Here is a 19,387-nt window from a genome sequence, read left to right as displayed (position 1 = left end):
CTACGCACCCCGAAACCGGAAGAGCCGGTAAACGTCGTAATAAATGGGTACGAAAACTCTGGCGCTGCAAGGCCCGATTCCAAGCTGCATGACGCTTTGAAGGCACATCAAGAATTTAGGCAAGCGTTTGCATCGCAGGGGTACGGTAAGCGTCACAGACTATTGCCTTATACGGATTTGGTTAAGACGTACTTTGACGGTTTTAAAGGTGGTGAAATGTATAGCCAGTTCAATCGATCGGTTTACCACAATGTAGTCCGCCAATTTGAGATAGCGATGTCAGCAGATACTGGAAGTCGTGGCAATGTAATTGAAACCTACGAGATGGGTATCCGAGCCGCTATCGTGGTAGGTGCGGCAGCACTGAGTATGAAGGACTTCCGGCAATGTGATGAAGTCGATGAAACTCCGATTCACGTACTTGCTGATGTTTTCAACAGCTGGTCCTCATACCTTGATCAACTCGGCGAGCATGGTTTCGTAGATTGATGTTCTCTTCATCGAGGCGACTCCTGCCGGCTCATTACTTGGAGGCAGGCGTTGACCAGCGCCGTGCTCGTTCGGCATAATTCTTGGCAGGGGTAGCCCTACTACGAGTACAGCTACTCGACCCTCACCGAGGCTACTGGCAGGTGAGGGTCATTTTTCTAGTGTGCTAGGGGGAACCAGTGTCGCTACGTTGTTCCGAGTGCTCCTAAAATGGCCGCGCTGGCATGCGCAAATGGAACCCATTGCTGCTCAATCGCCGCAAACCTTGGGGGACAGTAGGCGGAATTGAGAACAACCTCGATTTTGGGATCGGGTGGAGCGGTCGGAGGGAGACGTCGCCAAGCGCCCGCGCCTTTTATGTGCCGTCCGTGACGAGCTCCTTGAGGGCATCGAGAGCCTCGCGGGAGGCGGTGCCGTAGCGCTTGCGCAGGAAGTGGTGGGTGGCGTCGGGGATGTCCAAGGATATGGAAGTGTCGCTAAGGTTGTGCAGCTCTGATTCGCCGGCGGCGGTCTTCTCCACGGACCAGAAGCTTTCCGGGCGCAGGCCCAGCTCGCCGGCGCGTTCGAGGGCGCTGAAGGCGTGGGAAGCAAAGATGAGCTGCGCGCCGTTGACGTTGATTCTGGGCTCGCGGAAGGCGTGGATGATGAAGTCGAGGAGCGCTGGGCGCAGGGCGGAATCCAGCTCATCGGCAACCAGGATCCCGCCGCGGCGCAGGGTATCGAGCACCAGGGGAGCGGTGGCCATCCAGTTCTGCGTGCCGCCGGATTCGTCGGTCAGCTTCAGCTCGTAAAAGGAATCATCGGCCTTGTGCTCCACGATGATGGCGTGCAGCAGGGATTCAATCTCCGCATCGGAGTAGGCGCTGAACTCGTCGGGGCGGCGGAGCCCTGCGCTACTGCGGCTGAGCGCGTCGATGACCGGGCGCATCTGGCGGAAGACGTGCTCCGGGATGTGATCCTGGTTGAGCCGTACGGAGTGGATTCCGGCATCGGCCGCGCGCAGCAGCGCGGCGGCCTCATGCAAGTGCAGCTTGCCAGTCCGGATGAGGGTGGTGATGCGTGAGGCCGTGCTGATGGAAGAGTGCCCGTGCGGCAGGTAGGCCACGTCGTGCACCAAGGCGCGGGCCAACGGGGCGAGCACGGGGTGCCCGTCGCGCAGGCCGGCGGAGAGGATTAGCTCGGTGTCTGTTACGGGGCCGAGCTTAGCGACATCCCCCTTATCCATAAAGGAGCGCGTCCACTGCACCTCCTCACCGCGGGTGCGCACGAAGCAGGGGCTCCACCTGGTCGATGGCACGCGGCTGAGCCATTCGGCATGCACGCCGGTAAAGCTCCACTGGAAGCCGTAAAGATAGCGCACGCCATCGAGTTCGAACTCCAGCTCAAAAGTGCTGGGCAAGCGCTGCGTGCGGGGGTCGAGGCGGTAAGGGGCGTGGGGGAGTTGGTTGGGTGGGGCGTCGGCAAGCCAGGCGGTGGCAGAGGATTCGATAGCAAGCAGGGCGAAGGCGAGGGCATTGAGGACGCTGCTCTTGCCAGAGGCGGTGGGGCCGATAAGGACGGTGACGGGGTCGCTGACCTGCTCCCAACCTTCCTCCGGCGCGGTGGAGTGCTGCCAATGGTGGTACAGCGAAAGCGTCTGCGTGGCGCGGATGCTGCGGAAGTTGGACACGCTAAAGGAAAGGAGCCTCATGGTCGCGACACTACAGGCTCACGCATGCCGGATCATAGAAGGCTGTTTCAGAACCGGGTGCGTGCCCTCATCCGGATTTCGGACTCACTCCAGCAGTCGCTGGTAGCGTCTGTTTACATACCGCAACCAGCAACCACAGGAGGCCGCATCCTATGGACGGAGATATCACTGGTCTGCTCGTGTGCGCCGGTTTAGTGCTGGTCATGGTGGCCTACTGGACCTTTTATATCCGGTACGTGCGGAGGAATCCCCAATCAGAAGCGTGGTACGACTCAGCCGATGCAACAGGTGCGGAAAGCGATGGCGTCCTCTTCATTTATCCTTATGGCACGCTCATTATGGGCGCGGCCGGTGCCACAGGGTTGGTGGCAAGTGCGAACCTTCCCGAGTCCGTCGAAACGGTGTTGCTTGTTCCGCTCGTGGCAGCTTTCGTCATCGGGGTTATTGGATTTACGGGGGCGATTGGGGTTCCGCTTCCGTGGCCTTTTGTTCCGCGTTGGGTCGTCGACATCCGCAAAGCAAAGCGCGCGCGACGCCGCGCGCGCAGACAAGCCAGAAAAGTGAAGAAGAAAGAATAGGCTTGGCCGTTATCCCAGCGCCCTGAAACTCAGCCCGGCCAAAAAGTGAGCAGAAGCGTGCCTTGGCTCCGTCGTGGCGGTGAAAGGGCGGAAGAGCGCTGCTGAAGCTTAGACAGCGATTTCAGGGGCCTAAATTGTCGTTTTCTGGGCCCGCCGATTAATGTTGCTGGGAGCGGATTCGCTGTGTGCGCAAAAGCATGCAGGGAATACGCGGGGCTATAGCTCAGTCGGTTAGAGCTACGGACTCATAATCCGTTGGTCCCGGGTTCGAGCCCCGGTGGCCCCACAACGCAAGCTTCCATTGCTCACTGCCTTTGTGCTGTCTTTTGGCCTGAGACTGCCCTTTTTTGAGGGCGTTTTACATTTTCGAGCGTTGGGATGGTGCCGTGCCTCGGGCCTGTTGTACTCTTGGCAGGAACTGGAAGGAGGGCAGACATGGAACAATATACGGCGCGGCAAATAGCTGAATGGTTCGTGGCGTGGGCTGATGAAACTGACGATGCAGAAATTACGCAGCTCAAGCTTCAAAAGCTTCTTTACTACGCCAAGGGGCTGCATATGCGCAATTCTGATGGTCTGCCGCTTTTTCCTGAACGAATGGAAGCATGGGCACATGGCCCAGTAGTCGTAGATGTCTACCATGACGTTAAGCACTACGGAAAGCTTCCCATCGACCCCGATGAGTTCATCTCGGATGATTTCAACTGGGATGATTACCGCGACGTTGAGCAGGATTTGATTGAAGTGTGGGACAAATATGGTCCTTATTCCGCATGGGCATTGCGGAATAAAACCCACACCGAATCTCCTTGGAAGAAGAACTTCGTCGAAGGCAAACGCGGGTTGGAAATAACGGATGCCGATCTGAAGAACTATTTCTGCTAGCTGTGAGCAAGAAAAGTAAACGACGGGGGAGTAGGCCAACCAGAGGGGTGAGGAGCGCCCCAGCCTCAAGCGTCGTGGATGCTCTTCGTAGCTCGCGGGCTGACTATCCGCTCCTGTCAACGCGATTCCTGCAGAAGGGTGGGGATTCGAAGAACTAGATGATTCGATGCGCGCAGAGTTTCTAGAAAAATGGCACAAACGGTCAGTGCTTTCATGGAAAGAGCTGGCACAGCATCCCAAGCACGGACTCGGCTCAGAGTTTATTCCGGCAAGCGCGATTATTCCTCAGATTCCTCGGCAGTTTCAGGATGTCGAGAGATTCCGGGTTTACCGCCATAAAGGGAATCTCCCTTTTGCGGGCTGGAAAGACGGGGAAGTGTTTTACGTCATTTGGATTGAGAAAGCCTACAACGAGCTCTACGAGCATTAGCTCCTGTTCTGAGCCCTCGTAGGTCAGCATTTAGGCGGAGCATTCCAAGGAATAGCTCCTTAATGCGAGAATCCGCTCGCTACCCGTTACGATGACCACTATGAGCGTTGTCGAGATGGACCCATTGATCGAGTCGCTGTACTACTGGTCCGACATCATTGGTGTCCTCCTCATGGGCATGATTGGCGGAACGATGGCGCGGCAGCGCGGCTATGACATCGTGGGCTTCTTCTTCATCGCGATGTTCTCTTCCCTCGGCGGCGGCATGATCCGTGACGTGCTCATCAACCGCGGAACCGTCGCCGCGATGAGCCAGCCGGAGTACCTCTACCTGGCGTTTACCGGAGCCATCATCGCCCGCTTCGTCTACTTCAAGGGCAAGACGTGGGACTATGTGCAATCCCATGGGGATGCGGTGGTCTCGGCGCTGTGGGCGTCGACAGGCGCGCTCAAGGCCATTGCCTATGGCTTGCCGCTGATTCCCTGCATCATGATGGGCGTGTTCACGGCCACGGGCGGATCCATGATTCGTGATATCGCCATGGGCCGCGAGCCGGCCGTCTTCGGCGATAACACCCCCACCGTGATCCCGGCGGTGGCCTGCGCCCTGGTGGTGCTCGGCGCGGACTCGGCCGGTTACTTGGCCTGGGGAGTCATTCTGGGCCCCGTCGTCTCTTTCGTGATGACGATGCTGGGTATTTGGGCCGGGTGGCGCGTGCCCGCCCGCCAGGAGTGGGCGCCGGTCAATGACACCGCGGCCTACGTCATGGTGATGGCGCGCAAGGCGGAGAGTAAGGGCAGGGCCGTGGGGCGTCGCCTAGAGCCCACGAAGCTGCGCTCCTGGCGTCACAACCAAATGGAGAAGGCACTGCAGCGCCGTATTGAGCGCGAGGTACGAGCCGGCAAGCGGCGCGCGGAAGCGGCTCTCGATGCTAACGAATTCCTCGACTCCTTCAATGAGGAAGTAGCGGAGATGTCAGAGATGATTGAGCCTGCCACTGCGGAGACGGAAACCTCTGACTTCGGCGTGGACTTAAGCGGTGACTCCTATGAGACCCCGAGCGCCGATGAGCCCTCACCGCGCGAGCTTCTGGATCGTATTTTGGCTGATGATCAGCTCACCGATGAACTGGTGGAAAGGCTCATGCGTCGCTATGAAAAGAGGGATGATTAGATGCTTTAAAGTATGGGTGAAAGTGAGGTGATGAGCGCGTGACGTCGAGGCGTTCTTTTCTGGGTCTGCTGGGGATGCTGGCAGTGTCGGGGGCAGTGGCACCCGCGGTGGTGGGCTGTGCTTCGCAGCCTGGCAGCGTTGATACCTCAGGCTTAGACCTCATCACCACTGATATTTCAGAGCCGCAGCGCTCCCTCATCCCGGCTGATTCCAACGATGTGCCGGGACAGACCATCATCAACCTGGTGTATTCGGGATTGATGTATCTGGATGAAGACGGTGATGCTCACTATGACATGGCGGAATCCATCACCCAGGTCGATGACACCACCTATGATGTGGTGATTCGTGAGGACGCGGTGTTCTCCGATGGCTCGAACGTTACTGCTGAGGACTTCGTCGATACGTGGAATACCGCGGTAAACCAGTCGCTGCTGTCTGCGCACCATTTTGAACCGATCCTAGGTTTCCACGAGGGCGGCAAGACTATGCGTGGCCTGACGGTCACGGGGCAGAAGTCCTTCCGCATTCAGCTCTCACGTCCCACGGCGGGATTCCTGGAGAGGCTGGGCTATTCGGTCTTTTTCCCCATGCGTTCCGAAGACCAAGACAAGTTGAGCGAGCGCGGAATGGAACCCATCGGCAGCGGACCGTACATGCTGGCCTCTTGGGAGCGTGAGAAGGCAATAACCCTCGTGCCGAACCCGCGCTATAACGGTCCGCGCAAGCCACAAAACGAGGGAATCACGTTCGTTGTCTACTCCTCGGAAGAGAAGGCCTACCAGGATCTTGTGGAGGGCCAGCTGGACGTGCTCACGCGCATCCCGTCGGAGAGACTCGGCAGCTTCGAAAAGGACCTGGGTGAGCGTGCGCTGACTAAGCCAGGTGGCTCCATCATGGAAATCACCATCCCCGCCAATGACGCGAATTTCCGCGGTGAGGCTGGGCGCTTGCGCCGCCGCGCTATGTCCATGGCGGTGGACCGCGAAAAAATTGCTCAAGAAGTCTTCCACGACATGGTGGTTCCGGCCACCAGTTTCGTCGCGCCCCTCTTTGGCTCCACCCCGCCCGCCCCGGAAGGAGCCGACGTGCTGACCTACCAGCCGGACAAGGCCCGCGAGCTGTGGGCGCAGGCGGAAGAGCTAAAACCCTTCGAGGGCCCGTTCAGCATTGGCTATAACGTCGATGGCGGCCACAAGACGTGGATTGACGCGGTGGCGAAACAGCTGACGGATACCCTCGGCGTTCCCTCGGAGGGCCAAGAGTTTGGGACTTTGAAGGACCTGCGCAAAGAGGTTACTGCCCGCCACATCACCGGGGCCTTCCGCACGATCTGGCAGGCGGAGTTTCCAGAGGAATCGACCTTCTTGGTTCCCTTGTATGCCTCCTACTCCTCAGAGAACGAGTCCGGCTTTAGCAGCCGTGAATACGATAAGTTGCTGGAAAAGGCAGGTAAGGCACAAGACCACGAGGAAGCCCAGAAGTACTACACCGAAGCGCAGAGCTTGCTGCTGGAAAAGATGCCGGCCATCCCGCTGTGGACGACAAAGTCCTATACCGCTTACGGCGCAGATATCGTCCCCGCCGGCTTCACGTGGAAGCCCACCCCGAATTACTATCTCATCCACCGCGCTTAAAGTTCCAAGGGTTCTGTCAGGCTGAAAGAGTAATCTCGGCGAAATGCTGAAGTACTACATGTTCGCCATCTGGCAGGCCATCGTGGACCATGGTTTGCCGCTGTTGGGAATGCTTCTGTTGGGCATTCTCATCCCGCGTATCGGCCGGCTGGCCGTGCGGGTGATTGAGTCCCGTTTGGATGAGAACCAAGAATCCACCAAAGCGCGCCTAGCACTCGCCGGGGCGCTGGTCTATGTGGCGCAGGCGGTGGTGTATTTCCTGCTCGTGCTGGCTGCGCTGTCCAATCTTGGGGTGCCACCCCTCGGCGCGGCGATTCCGGCGACCGTCGTCTCGGCTGCCGTCGGTTTCGGTGCGCAGTCCATCATCGGTGATTTCCTCGCGGGTTTCTTCATCCTGTCGGAAAAGCAGTTCGGTGTGGGGGATTACGTCAGCTTCGACGGCGTGACGGGTGTGGAGGGCACGGTTGTGTCGCTGACTCTGCGTACGACGACGGTGCGCACGCCCACCGGCGAAGTCGTCATGGTGCCCAATGGTTCTGCGGGCGTGGTCACGAACTTCTCCCAAGAGTGGTCCCGTGCGGTGGTGGATATTGCCATCCCGGTTCATGAGGGCGATTCTTTGCCGGAGATCACCGAGCAGGTGGAAAAGATTTCTCAGCACGCCCTCGGTGCCCCGGAAATCCGCGAGGATGTAGCTGGCGAGCTCGACGTCCTGCCCGCTACCGGGCTTACCGCACCCACTGCGGCTGGCCAGCCCTGGCAGGTACAGTATCGCGTCTTGGTGCAGGTAAACCCCGCCCGCCAGTGGGCGGTGGAGCGCGCTATTCGCTCAGCCCTGCTGTCTTCCTTCTGGGATCTCTACAAGCTGCCCACGGCGGAGGGCTTGCCGGGCGATGCCCTGCAGGTGCTTGGCGACGCCTCCGATACCACCACCCCCACCACCGTCATGCCGGCGGCAGGTACTGCTTCGATCTCGCAGCACAGCGCGACGTCGGATAGCGTGGCTGAGGCGCAGACGGAGGTCATCGCTACGGACGCTGTGGCGGATGCCGCCGAGGAACCTAAGGAGAACATGGATGACGGCCCAGGCCGCCCGGCGTTCTCCGATGAATCCGACGACGAGGAAGAGGACGACTACAAGGGCGGCATCTGGCGCGCCGATAAGCCGGAGACTAAGTGGCAGTATTTCTGGACGCTGGGCGGGCGCGTGCGCGCCTCCACTATGGGACTCTTCGCCTCGCTCGGCGTGGTGGGCCTGCTGCTCCTTTTCTCCGCTAACCCGGATGGGGTGGATGCCGGGTGGCTTTCGCCTTCGCGCTGGATGGGGGACTCAGAAGCAGCTTCTGAGTCCGCGGAACCGTCTGAGCCTTCGGCCGCACCGAATAGCACGCCGCAGGATGCCCCGGCTACTGAGCCCACGGGCCAAGAACCGACGGATGCAGGCCAGCCGGCGACGCCGACTGATAGCGCCCCGGACAGCGAGGCCACGTATGTCCCGGCGGATCCGCAGGCCCCTGCAACGCAGACCCCAGCGGAGCAATACTCCGAAACAGCTGCACCAACAGCTAATGAGCAGCCCACCGTGAACGCCACGGAGCCTTCCAGCGCGATGTAGGTCCTGCAAAAAGTCCAGCAGGGCTGGGCGAGTGGCACCGTGAGGTGCTGCCGGGAAACGCTTGGAGAGGGCGCACCAGAGATATGAGTGATAGGGAAGTGCAGCGGCGCAATGCGCTACGCCTTATGTATCGCCAAGGCGGGGTCATTCGTTAACGAAGCGTGTGTCGGGGCAATCCAGCCCCAGCTCATTGCGTAATTTCCTGTGGGGAAGAACCACGGGCTATAACTTATCTTTATGACTAAGTTCTCTCGTGCGGTTCTCGCCGCCTCTGTCTCTGTTTCTCTTTGTTTATCCGCTGTTGTTCCTGCTCAGGCGGAGACTGCTGGTCAAGGAGCCGAGGCTCCTGTCGCTGACTCCTCCGCCGCTGATACTGGTGCAGATTTGTCCTCTGATCAGAGCTCTGATTCTTCCAGCGAGGAAGATGATGCTGAGTTCCAGCAGTCTTCCCAGGGGGAGAAAATTGCTCTTGGCGTGGGCATTTCCGCAGCCATTCTCGCGGCAATTGCTGGCGGCGTCTACTGGGCCGTGCAGCAGCGCATCATCCCGAATCCGCTCCCAGGTCTGATTCCTTCGCCGCCGGCCCCTGCGCCGGCCCCGGCTCCCGCACCAGCGCCTGCTCCGGCACCAGCGCCTGCTCCCGCTCCCGCACCGGCACCGGCTCCGAAGTCTGCGTCCAAGCCCGCTCCCGCCCCGGCACCGAAGCCGGCTCCGGCATACTTCACTCGTTGTGCTGATGTGTGGAACGCGCTCGGCCGCCCGATCTATGCGGGTGAGCCGGGTTTCCGCTCCAAGTTCGACCGCGATGGTGATGGCGTAGGCTGCGAGCGCGATCCTCGTTAAGCTGGAGCGCATGAGCGCTTTTTCTTCTCTTGAGTCCTGGCCAGTCGATACCGTTGCTGCCGCCCTGCTGCACCGCGGCGAGGTGGTAGAGCAGCTGGGAGATACCTCCCGCCGCTTCCCGGTGGCGTCTGTGACCAAGTTGGTGGCCGCCTATGGGGTGATGGTGGCCGTCGAAGAAGGGGCGGTGGAGCTGGATCAGCCTGCAGGCCCTGAAGGCTCCACATTGCGCCATCTTTTAGCCCATGCCTCGGGGGTGGGCTTTGATACTCGCAAGCAGCAAAAGCCCCTCGGGGAGCGCCGCATCTACTCCTCAGCCGGCTATGAGTGGGCCGCCGAGGAAGTGGAAAAGGCCACCGAGATTCCCTTTGCTGAATACCTTGCTGAAGGCGTGTGTGCCCCGGTCGGCATGCAGGCGACGATCCTGGAAGGTTCGGCCGGACACGGCTTGGTCTCTAGCGTGGAGGACCTCGCTGCCTTTGCTGCCGAGGTACATTCGCCCAGCCTGCTTGATCCTTCGACGGTGGAGGAAATGCGCAGCGCTCAGTTCCCTGGGCTGCGCGGCATTGTTCCCGGCTATGGCAGCTTCAAAGACTGTACGTGGGGGCTGGGCTTTGAAATCCACGGCGAGAAGAAGCAATGGATGGGTGGCTTGCCCGCTGATGCAGTGGGTCACTTTGGCATGAGCGGAACCTACCTGTGGGTGGCGGGTGATTGGGCCATGGTGGCGCTCACGGACCGTGACTTTGGTGAGTGGTGCAAGCCGCTGTGGGCTGAGTCCAACACGGCCATCTGGGAGGAGTGCCAGGCGCGCTAGGCACGGTTGTGCGAAGACCCCCGCATGTTGTCGCGGTGCCCTTCGGTGCGCCGCGACGGGGGTAGTGGGAGGGCTGTGGCGACAACGCGCGCCTGGTGCGCGCGTTAACTTGTGTGGTTCAAGTGATTCGTGGGGCGAATTTCGGGGTAGAAGTCTCAAGTCTTTGTTGAGGCTATGGGGGCTTAAGTGCAGGTTGAGGGTTGTTGTGGCCCAAGTGGCAGGGGAAAATTGTGGTCACACAACGACGCACCGCGTGGCCACATACTGCGGCCACACCAGGCGGTGTTCGCGCCTCGGCGCGAGTGACGTGATGAAGACAAGTTCGTAGGGGAAGACGAAGCTCGTCTTGCGTCGGCGCATGCCGGCGTGCCATCACTCGCACGTCAAAGGAGTTTAAGGAGTGAATCAACGCGTTCACCCGCAGCTGGCCGGTGCCGCCGCGCCGGCCGCTTCAGCCACCCCACTTGGTAGCCCGGCGGATAGTTGGCCCAACCGTGCCTGCGGTGAGGTCTGCACAGCCGTGTTAGAGATCTCAGGCATGCCGCGCAGCCTGCGCCCCGCCATTGAGCGCGCCATGGCGCGCTGCATTCGCAGCGAAAGCGAATTCATCGTGCCCGGGGATGACCCGCTGACCGCCCAGTGGTGCACCCGCTGGCGTCGCGACCCACTGTGGGACGTTGTCAGCATGAATGCCGACAACACGATAACGACGGATGCCGACAACGTAGTTAAAGGGGAAACCGCCAACGCAGGTTGCACCGGAATCGGCTGCCAGCAAGTGCTCACCGGAACGCCCAGCGAATTGGAAGCGCTGGGCCGCGCGGTGGAGATGCTGGCGGGGGAGTATGGTTTCCGGGGCGTCGTCAAGCGCGCGGTCTAAGCCCTAGTCCGCGAAGGGATCGAGGATACGCTCCGGCAGATCCGCCACGGAATCAATGATGCGTGTTGGGCGGAAAGGATAGCGCTCGATGATGCGGTCATCGCTGATGCCGGAGCGCACCAGGATGCTGCGCATGCCGGCCTCCAGGCCAGACTTGACGTCGGTATCCATGCGGTCACCGATCATCACGGTGTTCTCCGAGTGCGCGCCAATGTTATTCAACGCGCTGCGCATCATGACCGGGTTGGGCTTGCCCACGTAATAAGGCTCGCGGTTGGTCGCTGCGGTGATGAGTGCCGCGACAGCGCCCGTGGCTGGCAGCACGCCCTGCGGGGCCGGGCCCGTAACATCCGGGTTGGTGGCAATGAACCGCGCGCCGTCGCGGATGAGATTGATTGCCGTGGTGATGGCTTCAAAAGAATACGTGCGGGTCTCACCCAAGACCACGAAATCCGCGTCCCGGTCGTTGAGAATCCAGCCGGCCTCGTGCAGCGCGGTGGTCAGCCCAGACTCGCCCACGACATAAGCCGTGGACAGCCCCGCCTGGTTGGAGAGGAAAGCCGCCGTGGCCGTCGCGGAGGTCCAGATGCGCTCCGCCGGAATATCCAAACCGGTGTTCTGCAGGCGCGCGGACAGGTCCCGCGGGGTGGACATCGAGTTATTAGTCAGAACCATGTACTCGATGTTGTTATCCTTCAGCGCTTGGATGAATTTATCCGCGCCGGGAATCATCTCCCCTTCCTTGATGAGGACGCCGTCCATGTCCGAAAGATAAGAAATCACGAGTGTTCCTCCACATACTCAGCAAGTTCGCCCACCGTGGTCACGGAGAGCATGGTTTCTTCATTAAGACGGACCCCGCAGGCTTCCTCGAGGCGCACGGCTAATTCGATGCGCTCGAGTGATTCAACCCCCAGGTCCTCCAACTTCGCTTCGCGCTCCAGGCCTTCCTCCACGCCGGTCACCTTTGTGATGAGGCGGGTGAGCTCACTATAGGCGTCGCCGGCGGGTGCAGTATCTTTCTCTTCTGCCGGCGCGGAGCCGAAGCGGGCTTGGAGTTGCGCTGAAAGGTCATTAGCCATGGGGCCCAGTCTAGTATTGAAATGTCATGGTTATTCGAGCACGTTCCTCCGCCATCGCCCGCAGCTGGTCGCGCCGGGTTCGCCCCCGCATGCGCGCCGTCGAGCACACCGTCCACAACGATCTGCATGATCTCACAACAAAGCCAGGGCTGACAGGAGTGAGCGACTCGGGCTTCGTGGATAACGACGGCGTGCGCGTGGCCTGGTATGAGGTGGGCCCTGAGGATGCGGAGGTCACCGCGGTTTTCATCCACGGCTATTGTCTGTCGGCTGAGAGCTTCTACTCCCAGGTCAACGACGTGCGCCGTAACTATCCCACGGTGCGCTGCCTGCTTGTCGATGTCCACGGCCACGGCCAATCCACCCACGTCGCCCCCGCGCAGTGCACGGTGCGGGGCGCGGCCGATGACGTGCTGGCCGTGATTTCCGAGCGCGCCACCGAGGGGCCCTTGGTCCTCCTCGGGCATTCCATGGGCGGGATGATCGCGCTGAATTTATTGCGCCGCGCCCCGCGGGATGTCTTTGATCGCGTCGAAGGAATGGCGCTGGTGGCCACCTCGATGCAGCGTTTTGCCGCCGCTGGCGTGGCTCGCATCTTGGAATCGAAGACGCTGGGCATGGTCTACCGCGCTTGCCTGAAGCTGCCGAACCGGCTCAACCGCGTGCGCTTCGAGGCAGCAGCACTCATCGCCCCGGTGTTTGCGGCGCTGTTGCAGGGCTTCCCGCAGATGGACAAGCTGCAATTCCACGTGGCGATGCTGCTGGATACTCCGATGTCGAGCTACGCGGGCTTCTTCGATGACTTGGTAGAGCACTCCGAGTTCGGTGCAACGGCGCGGCTGCGCAGCGTGCCGGGGGAAATCGTGGTGGGCCAGCATGACATTGTGACCCCGCGCCGCCAATCGGAGGTCATTGCCCGCCACTGGCCGGACTCTACCCTGACCGTCATCGATGGCGCCGGCCACATGGTCATCCTGGAAGAGCCTAGCGAGGTCTCCCAGGCTTTAGGCCGGGTCCTCGATCGCGTGCTAGGCAGCTAGTCCCCGCTGCTGGTGGCGGTTGGGCTTTGTATTGCCGTTGGCTGGGGCTCCTGTGGTGGTCGAACTGCCCGTTCTGCCAAAGTTATAGCCTCTGATTCAAGATCTGGCCAGAACTTTGGCAACAAGGGCAGTTGCCCCTGGGCTGGAACATGAGTTGAGCATGAGAAAGCCCCTCCTGCTCAGGCAGAAGGGGCTTGAGGCCTTAAGCTCTAGCCTTAGTCCTCATCGGAGGACGTGGAGACGGTGGCGGTCGGGTCGTCGAGCTTCAGCTCGCGGGCCGCCTTCTCTACGGTGCTGCGCTCCACCTTGCCTTCGCGGGCGAGGCCCTCGAGGACGCCGACGACGATGGACTCGGCGTCGATGTTGAAGTAGCGGCGAGCACCCTCACGGGTGTCGGAGAAGCCGAAGCCGTCTGCGCCCAGGACGATGTACTCACCCGGGACGTAGGGGCGAATCTGCTCCTGCAGGTCCGTGGCAAAGTCGGAGACGCCGACGAACGGTCCCTCGAAGCTCTTGAGCTGGGAGGTAGCGAAAGCCTCGGTCGGCTCCGTGCCCTTGCGCAGCGCCTCCTGGTTGCGGGCAGCACCGTCGCGAGCCAGCTTGACCCAGGACGTGACGGAGAACAGCGAAGCCTTGACGTCGTAGTTCTCAGCCAGGATCTCCTGGGCGCGCAGAGCCTCGTACATACCCACACCGGAGGCCAGGATGTTGGCAGGGATGGAGCCGGACTCAGCGGTGTTGTAGTGGTAGATGCCCTTGTGCAGGCCCTCGACATCGAGGTTCTCCGGCTCGGCAGGCTGCTTGACCGGCTCGTTGTACACGGTGATGTAGTACATGATTGGCTCGTTGTCCTCGCCGTACATGCGCTCGATACCGCGGGGGACCAGGTGCGCAATCTCGTAGCCGAAGGCTGGGTCGTAGACCTCCACAGCCGGGTTGGTCGACGCCAAGATTGGGGAGTGGCCGTCCATGTGCTGCAGGCCCTCACCGGTCAGGGTGGTGCGGCCGGCGGTAGCGCCGATGATGAAACCGCGGCCCAGCTGGTCGCCAGCAGCCCAGAAGGCATCACCGGTGCGCTGGAAGCCGAACATCGAGTAGAAGATGTACAGCGGGATCATCGCCTCGCCCTGGGTGGCGTAGGAAGTAGCCGCCGCAGTGAAGGACGCTGCGGCACCGGCCTCAGAAATGCCCTCGTGCAGAATCTGGCCGTCCGTGGCCTCGCGGTAGGAGAGCATGAGGTCGTGGTCCACCGGAACGTAGTTCTGGCCGCGCGGGTTCCAGATCTTCAGGGTGGGGAACCACGAGTCCATACCGAAGGTGCGGGCCTCATCCGGGATGATCGGCACGACGCGCTTGCCCAGCTCCTTGTCGCGCATGAGCTCCTTGAAGGTACGCACCAGCGCCATGGTCGTGGCCACGTCCTGCTTGCCGGAACCCTTGCGTACCGAGCGCAGCTTGGACAGGTCTGGGGTTGTCAGAGTCTCGAAGTTCTCACGGCGCTCCGGCAGGAAGCCGCCCAGCTCTTTACGACGCTCCAGCATGTACTTGATCTCCGGAGCATCTTTGCCCGGGTGGTAGTACGGCGGCAGGTACGGATCGGCCTCGAGCTGCTCATCGCTGATCGGGATGCCCTGCTTATCGCGGAAGAGCTTGAGATCCTCCAGCGTCAGCTTCTTCATCTGGTGGGTAGCGTTGCGGCCCTCGAAGTTGTGGCCCAAGCCGTAGCCCTTAATGGTGTGGGCCAGGATGACCGTCGGGCGGCCGGTGCCCGCGTAGCTCAACGCCTTGTCGTATGCAGCGTAGATCTTGCGGTAGTCGTGGCCACCGCGGCGTAGTGCCCAAATCTCATCATCGGACATGTCCACCACCAGCTTGAGCGTGCGCTCATCGCGGCCGAAGAAGTGCTCGCGCACGTAAGCACCGTCGTTCGCCTTGAAGGTCTGGTAGTCACCATCGGAGGTGGTGTTCATGATGTTGACCAGGGCGCCGTCCTTATCGGCTTCTAGCAGCTTGTCCCAGCCACGGCCCCAGACAATCTTGATGACGGACCAGCCGGCACCGCGGAAGAAGGACTCCAGCTCCTGAATGATCTGGGTGTTACCGCGCACCGGACCATCGAGACGCTGCAGGTTGCAGTTGACCACGAAGGTCAGGTTATCCAGCTCATAGAGGGAAGCCATCTGCAGCAGACCGCGGGACTCCGGCTCATCCATCTCGCCGTCACCCAGGAAGGCCCAGACGTGCTGCTTGGAAGTGTCCTTAATGCCGCGCTTCTCCAGGTACTTGTTGAAGCGTGCCTGGTAAATGGCGTTGATCGGGCCAAGGCCCATGGACACAGTGGGGAATTCCCAGAAGTCCGGCATCAGGCGCGGGTGCGGGTAAGAAGGCAGGCCATTGCCCTCGCCGCGGGAGTGCTCCTGGCGGAAGCCGTCGAGGTCCTCCTCGCTCAGGCGGCCCTCCATGAAGGCGCGGGCGTAGACACCCGGGGAAGCGTGACCCTGGAAGAAGACCTGGTCACCGCCGGAGGGATCATCCTTGCCCTTGAAGAAGTGGTTCAGACCCACCTCATACAGCGGGGCAGCGCCAGCGTAGGTCGAGATGTGTCCGCCGACGCCAATGCCTGGGCGCTGCGCGCGGTGTACCATGATGGCCGCGTTCCAGCGGATCCAGCGGCGGTAGCGCTTCTCCAACTCCTCATCGCCCGGGAACTCCGGCTCGAGGGAGGTGGGGATGGTGTTAACAAAATCCGAGGACGTCAGGGACGGCAACGGCACGCGCTTAGCGGTAGCGCGCTCAAGAAGACGCAGCATGAGGTAGCGGGCGCGCTCCGGATCGGAAGAATCTAGAAGACCATCGAGGGAGTCCATCCACTCGCGGGTCTCCTCCGGGTCGGAGTCATGCAGGTATGCTGCCACGCCATCGCGAACGATGGGAAAGTTGGAGTCGCCGTTGTGGGCGTCCAAGTCGGCCATTAAATCCTCCTGGGTCGTAGTACACAGATCTTGCTCTAGGATACGCGCCTCGTTCACGGTGGGGCACTCGGAGGCCCCCACGGGTGGTTTTATGAGGGAAAATGTCCACCTTGGGGCAAGAATGGGGGAGGTTTGACGCGAAAAAGTGCACCGTAGACGTTAAAATACTCTGCATGACATCAACTACTTCATCGGAAGGAACTCAGCGAGTGACGGGATTTGCAGCCAAGCTCGGCGTCGAGGAGGGCCAGATTGCCCTGGAACTTGGCTGGGACGAGGACTGTGACTCCACGATTTCTGAGTCCATCGAGGACGTGTTGGGGGAGGACTTCCTCGAGGAAGAGACCGACGAACTGTGTGACCTCGTGCTGCTGTGGTGGCGCGCGGAGGACGGCGACTTGGTCGATGGGCTGGTGGATGCCACCCGTCCCCTGGGTGATTCCGGCCGTATCTGGCTGCTGACCCCGGGTGCTGGAAAGCCGGGCAACCTGGAGCCGGGCGAGATCTCCGAATCCGCACAGCTGGCCGGCCTCGTACAGACCAAGGCTGAGCGCCTCGGCGAGTGGCAGGGTTCCTGCCTCGTGGCCCGCGGCTACACCAAGAAGCCCTAAAGAATAACCGCAGGATATACCTGCTCAGGCGGCATTCGCGGCGTCGAATCACACCCTGATTTGTTGCTGCGGGTGCCTATGGGCTAATCTTGTTCGAGCACACCAAGTGTACTGCGGCTTTAGCTCAGCTGGAAGAGCAACTGGTTTACACCCAGTAGGTCGGGGGTTCGATCCCCTCAGGCCGCACCAAATGAAACCCCTTTCCGTTAAGTCGGAGAGGGGTTTCGTCGTGCTCGGCGGTTGCCCGCGGGTGCTCTAGGGCGAAGGCCGCTTTGGCGGTCGGCGTAGATGCGGACTGCTCCGGCTGCTTTGAGTTGGGTGTGTTGGCGTTCGGGGGTTTGGTCAGGGTTTAACCCTAGCGAACACTTGGTATGGTTCCGGAATTAGTGTTCGGTTAGGGTATACCTCAAATGTGAAGCTTCCTAGAACAATGGCCGAACGATGTAATCCGGGTGGGGGAGACTACTAACCACACAAACCCGCGCTAAAACAGCAAACATGTATTGAGGAGGATGGCATTGACGCGTAAACAGAAAAGCGCAGCCTACTGGTCGAGCGTTACTGTCGTTGTAGTGCTGTTCATCGCAACGCTTGTAATCAATTATCTAGCAGGACTAAGTGCTGATGAATCATACTTTGGAGCACATTGGTGGCATCGTCTGGCGTGGGTTACGCCACTGTTGTTCTTGGCTTCTTTGATTTGGGCCTGGTTCGAGCACAGGAAGGTGCATCGGTATCCGCATTGACCCATATTTAGTAGGGTCGCGCGTGAATGAGAAGGAAGCCTTTGCGCTTGGGTGAAAGATGCTTTTTGCTCTAGTGGGGAGTGTCGATCGGGCCTAACCCCCGACGTGTCTACTTTCCGGGGTCAGGCCCATGTCTTCGCCCCAGTTGGGAATGCAGTTCTCAGCGGTGCAGCCAGCGGCTTCAAGAATACTGTCGGCAATCTCCATGTTTAGAAAGCCGGCAATCTCGGAAATCTCGGTTTCGGTCGCTTCTCACGTCCACGCAATCGCGTTCATGATCGTCCCCTTTGGGGGCCGAGGCTAGAAGCGTTCCTGACCGCGCTCGCGGATCTTCTCGTAGAAGTCCGGCTTGGCGGAGCCATAGCGCGAGCGGGAGCGGCGGGAAGGCTGCGTTCCAGCCGCCGGTCTTGGTCCTGAGGCAGAAGGCGCTGTGGCTTCGGGGTGCTCGCTCGCAGGCTCCTCGTGCTCGGAGATATCGACGTCTGCGGACGCATCGGGGGAGCCAGCACTGGTGGCGGCCGCGGTGGCCTCGGCCATCAGGGCTTCCTCCTCGCGGGCGCGTCGGCGCTCCCGAATCTCGGACCACACGAAATACGCAAAGCCCAACGGCGCCATGATGCCGAAGGCAATCCATTGGTAGCCATAGGAGAGGTGATTGCCGCGATCCAACTTCGGCACCGGCAGCGCATTAAGCTCACCCGGCTGATCGGGGGAGAGTTGGAGGTAGTCGTGGGCGAGGGGGACGTCGACAAGCTCTGCTATCTGCTCCGTATTGATGGAGTAGACCTGTGTGTATCCCTGCTCCTCAATGGGGGCGGAGGAGTGCTCGCGCTCGTTGTAGCGCGCCATGCCCACGATGGTCACCTTGTCCCTGGGCGCCGGATCGATGTGGGGCACAGAATTACCCTCATCCGTAGGCACCCAGCCGCGGTTGACCAGGAAGGTCTCGCCGGATTCGGTTTCAAAGGGAACCAGTGACTGGAAGCCCGGGGCGGACTCCACCGGGCGCAAGCGCAGGAGAACCTCATCCTCCGGGAGGTAGTGGCCAGTTAGCTCCGCGCGCTCCCACTCCTTGTGCAAGGAACCATCCGCCGAAAAAACCTCGGTGACCGGTTGGGGGTCGGCCTCATAGGCCTCCTCAATGAGGTGGTTGCGCTCCACAATCTGATCGTCCTTATTTAGCTGCCACGGTGCCAGCACCGTGAAAGAGAAATAGGAAAAGGCGACGACGAAGATGAGAAAGAGCACCCACCCAGGCTTGAGGAATGTCTTGAGCATGATGATCAGTCTAGTAGCCGCAAAGAATTATCTAGCCGTGGTTCGTCTTAATCCACTCGAGTAGGCCGGGAACGGCGGCATCAATCTCCTCGCGGGTGCGGGCGAAATCCTCCTCCGTGCCGTAGAACGGATCCTCTACGCTGGCATCCTCCGGGGAATTCGGATCGAAGCTGCGCATGAGACGCACCTTCTCCTGCGGGATGCCGCGCTCCAGGAGGGCATCGCGGTGGCCGGTGTCCATGGCCACGAAGAGATCCGCGTCCATGTGCTCTTCGCCCAGCTGGGCAGCCTGGTGGCCGGCACCATCGTGGCCGCCGCGGCGCAGTTCAGCAACGGCGCGCTCATCCGCGCCCTGGCCCACGTGCCAGCCGCCGAGGCCGCAGGAGTCCACGCGCGCGAGGAGATCGAGCATGTCGGTCTCCATGGCATCGCGGGTAATGATTTCCGCCATTGGTGAGCGGCAAATATTGCCCGTGCATACGAAGACGATGTGGAGCTGGTTGGAGTTCTCCGGAGGCGTCATGCAAAGGCTCCTTAAGCTAGAGGGGTGCGCTGGCGAACGAAAGCTAGGATATAGCAGCGACGCGACTGACGTGAAACCTGAAGCCGTATAAGGAGCATAG

18 protein-coding genes and 2 tRNA genes are annotated in these 19,387 nt (G+C 60.7%); 14 read left to right on the top strand and 6 right to left on the bottom strand.

Features of this window, described 5'->3' with window-relative positions; translation table 11 throughout:
* Positions 1-489, top strand: a 489-nt coding sequence (locus HMPREF2943_RS12540; protein WP_168166189.1) for a hypothetical protein, incomplete at its 5' end; no start/stop codon positions are given.
* A 355-nt stretch (positions 490-844) separates the two neighbouring features.
* Here the strand turns inward: HMPREF2943_RS12540 and HMPREF2943_RS10370 are convergent.
* On the bottom strand, positions 845-2,179 hold the full coding sequence (locus HMPREF2943_RS10370; RefSeq protein WP_070711511.1) for an AAA family ATPase: 1,335 nt from the start codon (positions 2,177-2,179) through the stop codon (positions 845-847).
* Positions 2,180-2,331: 152 nt separating this feature from the next.
* Between HMPREF2943_RS10370 and HMPREF2943_RS10365 the strand changes: the two genes are divergently transcribed.
* From HMPREF2943_RS10365 to HMPREF2943_RS10320, 10 genes are all read left to right on the top strand, one after another.
* Positions 2,332-2,757 (top strand): hypothetical protein, encoded by a 426-nt coding sequence (locus tag HMPREF2943_RS10365; RefSeq protein WP_070447514.1) that lies wholly within the window; start codon positions 2,332-2,334, stop codon positions 2,755-2,757.
* Between the two features lie 212 nt (positions 2,758-2,969).
* A tRNA-Ile gene (locus tag HMPREF2943_RS10360) sits at positions 2,970-3,043 on the top strand.
* 149 nt (positions 3,044-3,192) lie between these two features.
* On the top strand, positions 3,193-3,642 hold the full coding sequence (locus HMPREF2943_RS10355) for a Panacea domain-containing protein (RefSeq protein ID WP_070711510.1): 450 nt from the start codon (positions 3,193-3,195) through the stop codon (positions 3,640-3,642).
* A 166-nt stretch (positions 3,643-3,808) separates the two neighbouring features.
* Positions 3,809-4,072 (top strand): hypothetical protein, encoded by a 264-nt coding sequence (locus HMPREF2943_RS10350; RefSeq protein WP_070711509.1) that lies wholly within the window; start codon positions 3,809-3,811, stop codon positions 4,070-4,072.
* Between the two features lie 100 nt (positions 4,073-4,172).
* Positions 4,173-5,246 carry a trimeric intracellular cation channel family protein gene (locus tag HMPREF2943_RS10345; protein WP_070711525.1) on the top strand — a complete coding sequence of 358 codons (1,074 nt, stop codon included), beginning with the start codon at positions 4,173-4,175 and terminating at the stop codon, positions 5,244-5,246.
* Positions 5,247-5,284: 38 nt separating this feature from the next.
* Positions 5,285-6,883, top strand: coding sequence for an ABC transporter substrate-binding protein (locus HMPREF2943_RS10340; RefSeq protein ID WP_083315673.1), 1,599 nt, complete (start codon positions 5,285-5,287; stop codon positions 6,881-6,883).
* A 43-nt stretch (positions 6,884-6,926) separates the two neighbouring features.
* The gene (locus HMPREF2943_RS10335; protein ID WP_070711507.1) at positions 6,927-8,498 is read left to right on the top strand and encodes a mechanosensitive ion channel family protein; all 1,572 of its coding nucleotides are present in this window, start codon (positions 6,927-6,929) and stop codon (positions 8,496-8,498) included.
* A 237-nt stretch (positions 8,499-8,735) separates the two neighbouring features.
* A complete protein-coding gene (locus tag HMPREF2943_RS10330) occupies positions 8,736-9,341 on the top strand; it encodes an excalibur calcium-binding domain-containing protein (protein ID WP_070711506.1) in 606 nt (201 codons plus the stop codon).
* A gap of 10 nt (positions 9,342-9,351) precedes the next feature.
* Entirely contained in the window at positions 9,352-10,155 is an 804-nt protein-coding gene (locus tag HMPREF2943_RS10325) for a serine hydrolase domain-containing protein (protein ID WP_070711505.1), read from the top strand.
* 400 nt (positions 10,156-10,555) lie between these two features.
* A complete protein-coding gene (locus tag HMPREF2943_RS10320; RefSeq protein WP_070711504.1) occupies positions 10,556-11,035 on the top strand; it encodes a hypothetical protein in 480 nt (159 codons plus the stop codon).
* A 3-nt stretch (positions 11,036-11,038) separates the two neighbouring features.
* On the opposite strand, the gene HMPREF2943_RS10315 is transcribed toward HMPREF2943_RS10320, so the two are convergent.
* On the bottom strand, positions 11,039-11,818 hold the full coding sequence (locus HMPREF2943_RS10315) for an HAD-IIA family hydrolase (RefSeq protein ID WP_070643980.1): 780 nt from the start codon (positions 11,816-11,818) through the stop codon (positions 11,039-11,041).
* The gene (locus HMPREF2943_RS10310) at positions 11,815-12,117 is read right to left on the bottom strand and encodes an acyl carrier protein (protein ID WP_070711503.1); all 303 of its coding nucleotides are present in this window, start codon (positions 12,115-12,117) and stop codon (positions 11,815-11,817) included. The genes HMPREF2943_RS10315 and HMPREF2943_RS10310 overlap by 4 nt, the downstream gene beginning before the upstream one ends.
* A 26-nt stretch (positions 12,118-12,143) precedes the next feature.
* On the opposite strand from HMPREF2943_RS10310, the gene HMPREF2943_RS10305 reads away from it, so the two are divergent.
* Positions 12,144-13,157 carry an alpha/beta fold hydrolase gene (locus HMPREF2943_RS10305; RefSeq protein ID WP_070711502.1) on the top strand — a complete coding sequence of 338 codons (1,014 nt, stop codon included), beginning with the start codon at positions 12,144-12,146 and terminating at the stop codon, positions 13,155-13,157.
* A gap of 215 nt (positions 13,158-13,372) precedes the next feature.
* On the opposite strand, the gene aceE is transcribed toward HMPREF2943_RS10305, so the two are convergent.
* Positions 13,373-16,129 (bottom strand): pyruvate dehydrogenase (acetyl-transferring), homodimeric type, encoded by a 2,757-nt coding sequence (aceE, locus tag HMPREF2943_RS10300; protein ID WP_070711501.1) that lies wholly within the window; start codon positions 16,127-16,129, stop codon positions 13,373-13,375.
* A gap of 173 nt (positions 16,130-16,302) precedes the next feature.
* Between aceE and HMPREF2943_RS10295 the strand changes: the two genes are divergently transcribed.
* Both HMPREF2943_RS10295 and HMPREF2943_RS10290 read left to right on the top strand, forming a co-directional pair.
* A complete protein-coding gene (locus HMPREF2943_RS10295) occupies positions 16,303-16,740 on the top strand; it encodes a DUF3052 domain-containing protein (protein ID WP_070643970.1) in 438 nt (145 codons plus the stop codon).
* A 113-nt stretch (positions 16,741-16,853) separates the two neighbouring features.
* Positions 16,854-16,929, top strand: a tRNA-Val gene (locus tag HMPREF2943_RS10290).
* 857 nt (positions 16,930-17,786) lie between these two features.
* Here HMPREF2943_RS10290 and HMPREF2943_RS10285 read toward each other — a convergent pair.
* Together HMPREF2943_RS10285 and HMPREF2943_RS10280 are read right to left on the bottom strand one after the other, a co-directional pair.
* Positions 17,787-18,764, bottom strand: a complete 978-nt coding sequence (locus HMPREF2943_RS10285; RefSeq protein WP_070711500.1) for an SURF1 family cytochrome oxidase biogenesis protein — start codon at positions 18,762-18,764, stop codon at positions 17,787-17,789.
* Positions 18,765-18,795: 31 nt separating this feature from the next.
* Positions 18,796-19,287, bottom strand: a complete 492-nt coding sequence (locus HMPREF2943_RS10280; RefSeq protein WP_070711499.1) for a low molecular weight protein-tyrosine-phosphatase — start codon at positions 19,285-19,287, stop codon at positions 18,796-18,798.
* Positions 19,288-19,387 lie beyond the last annotated feature (100 nt).

The sequence above is a fragment of the Corynebacterium sp. HMSC072D12 genome (genome assembly GCF_001813925.1).
GTDB classification, from domain to species: domain Bacteria; phylum Actinomycetota; class Actinomycetes; order Mycobacteriales; family Mycobacteriaceae; genus Corynebacterium; species Corynebacterium aurimucosum.
The sequence above is the reverse complement of the archived record's forward strand: the minus strand, read 5'-3'. Positions and strand labels throughout refer to the sequence as shown.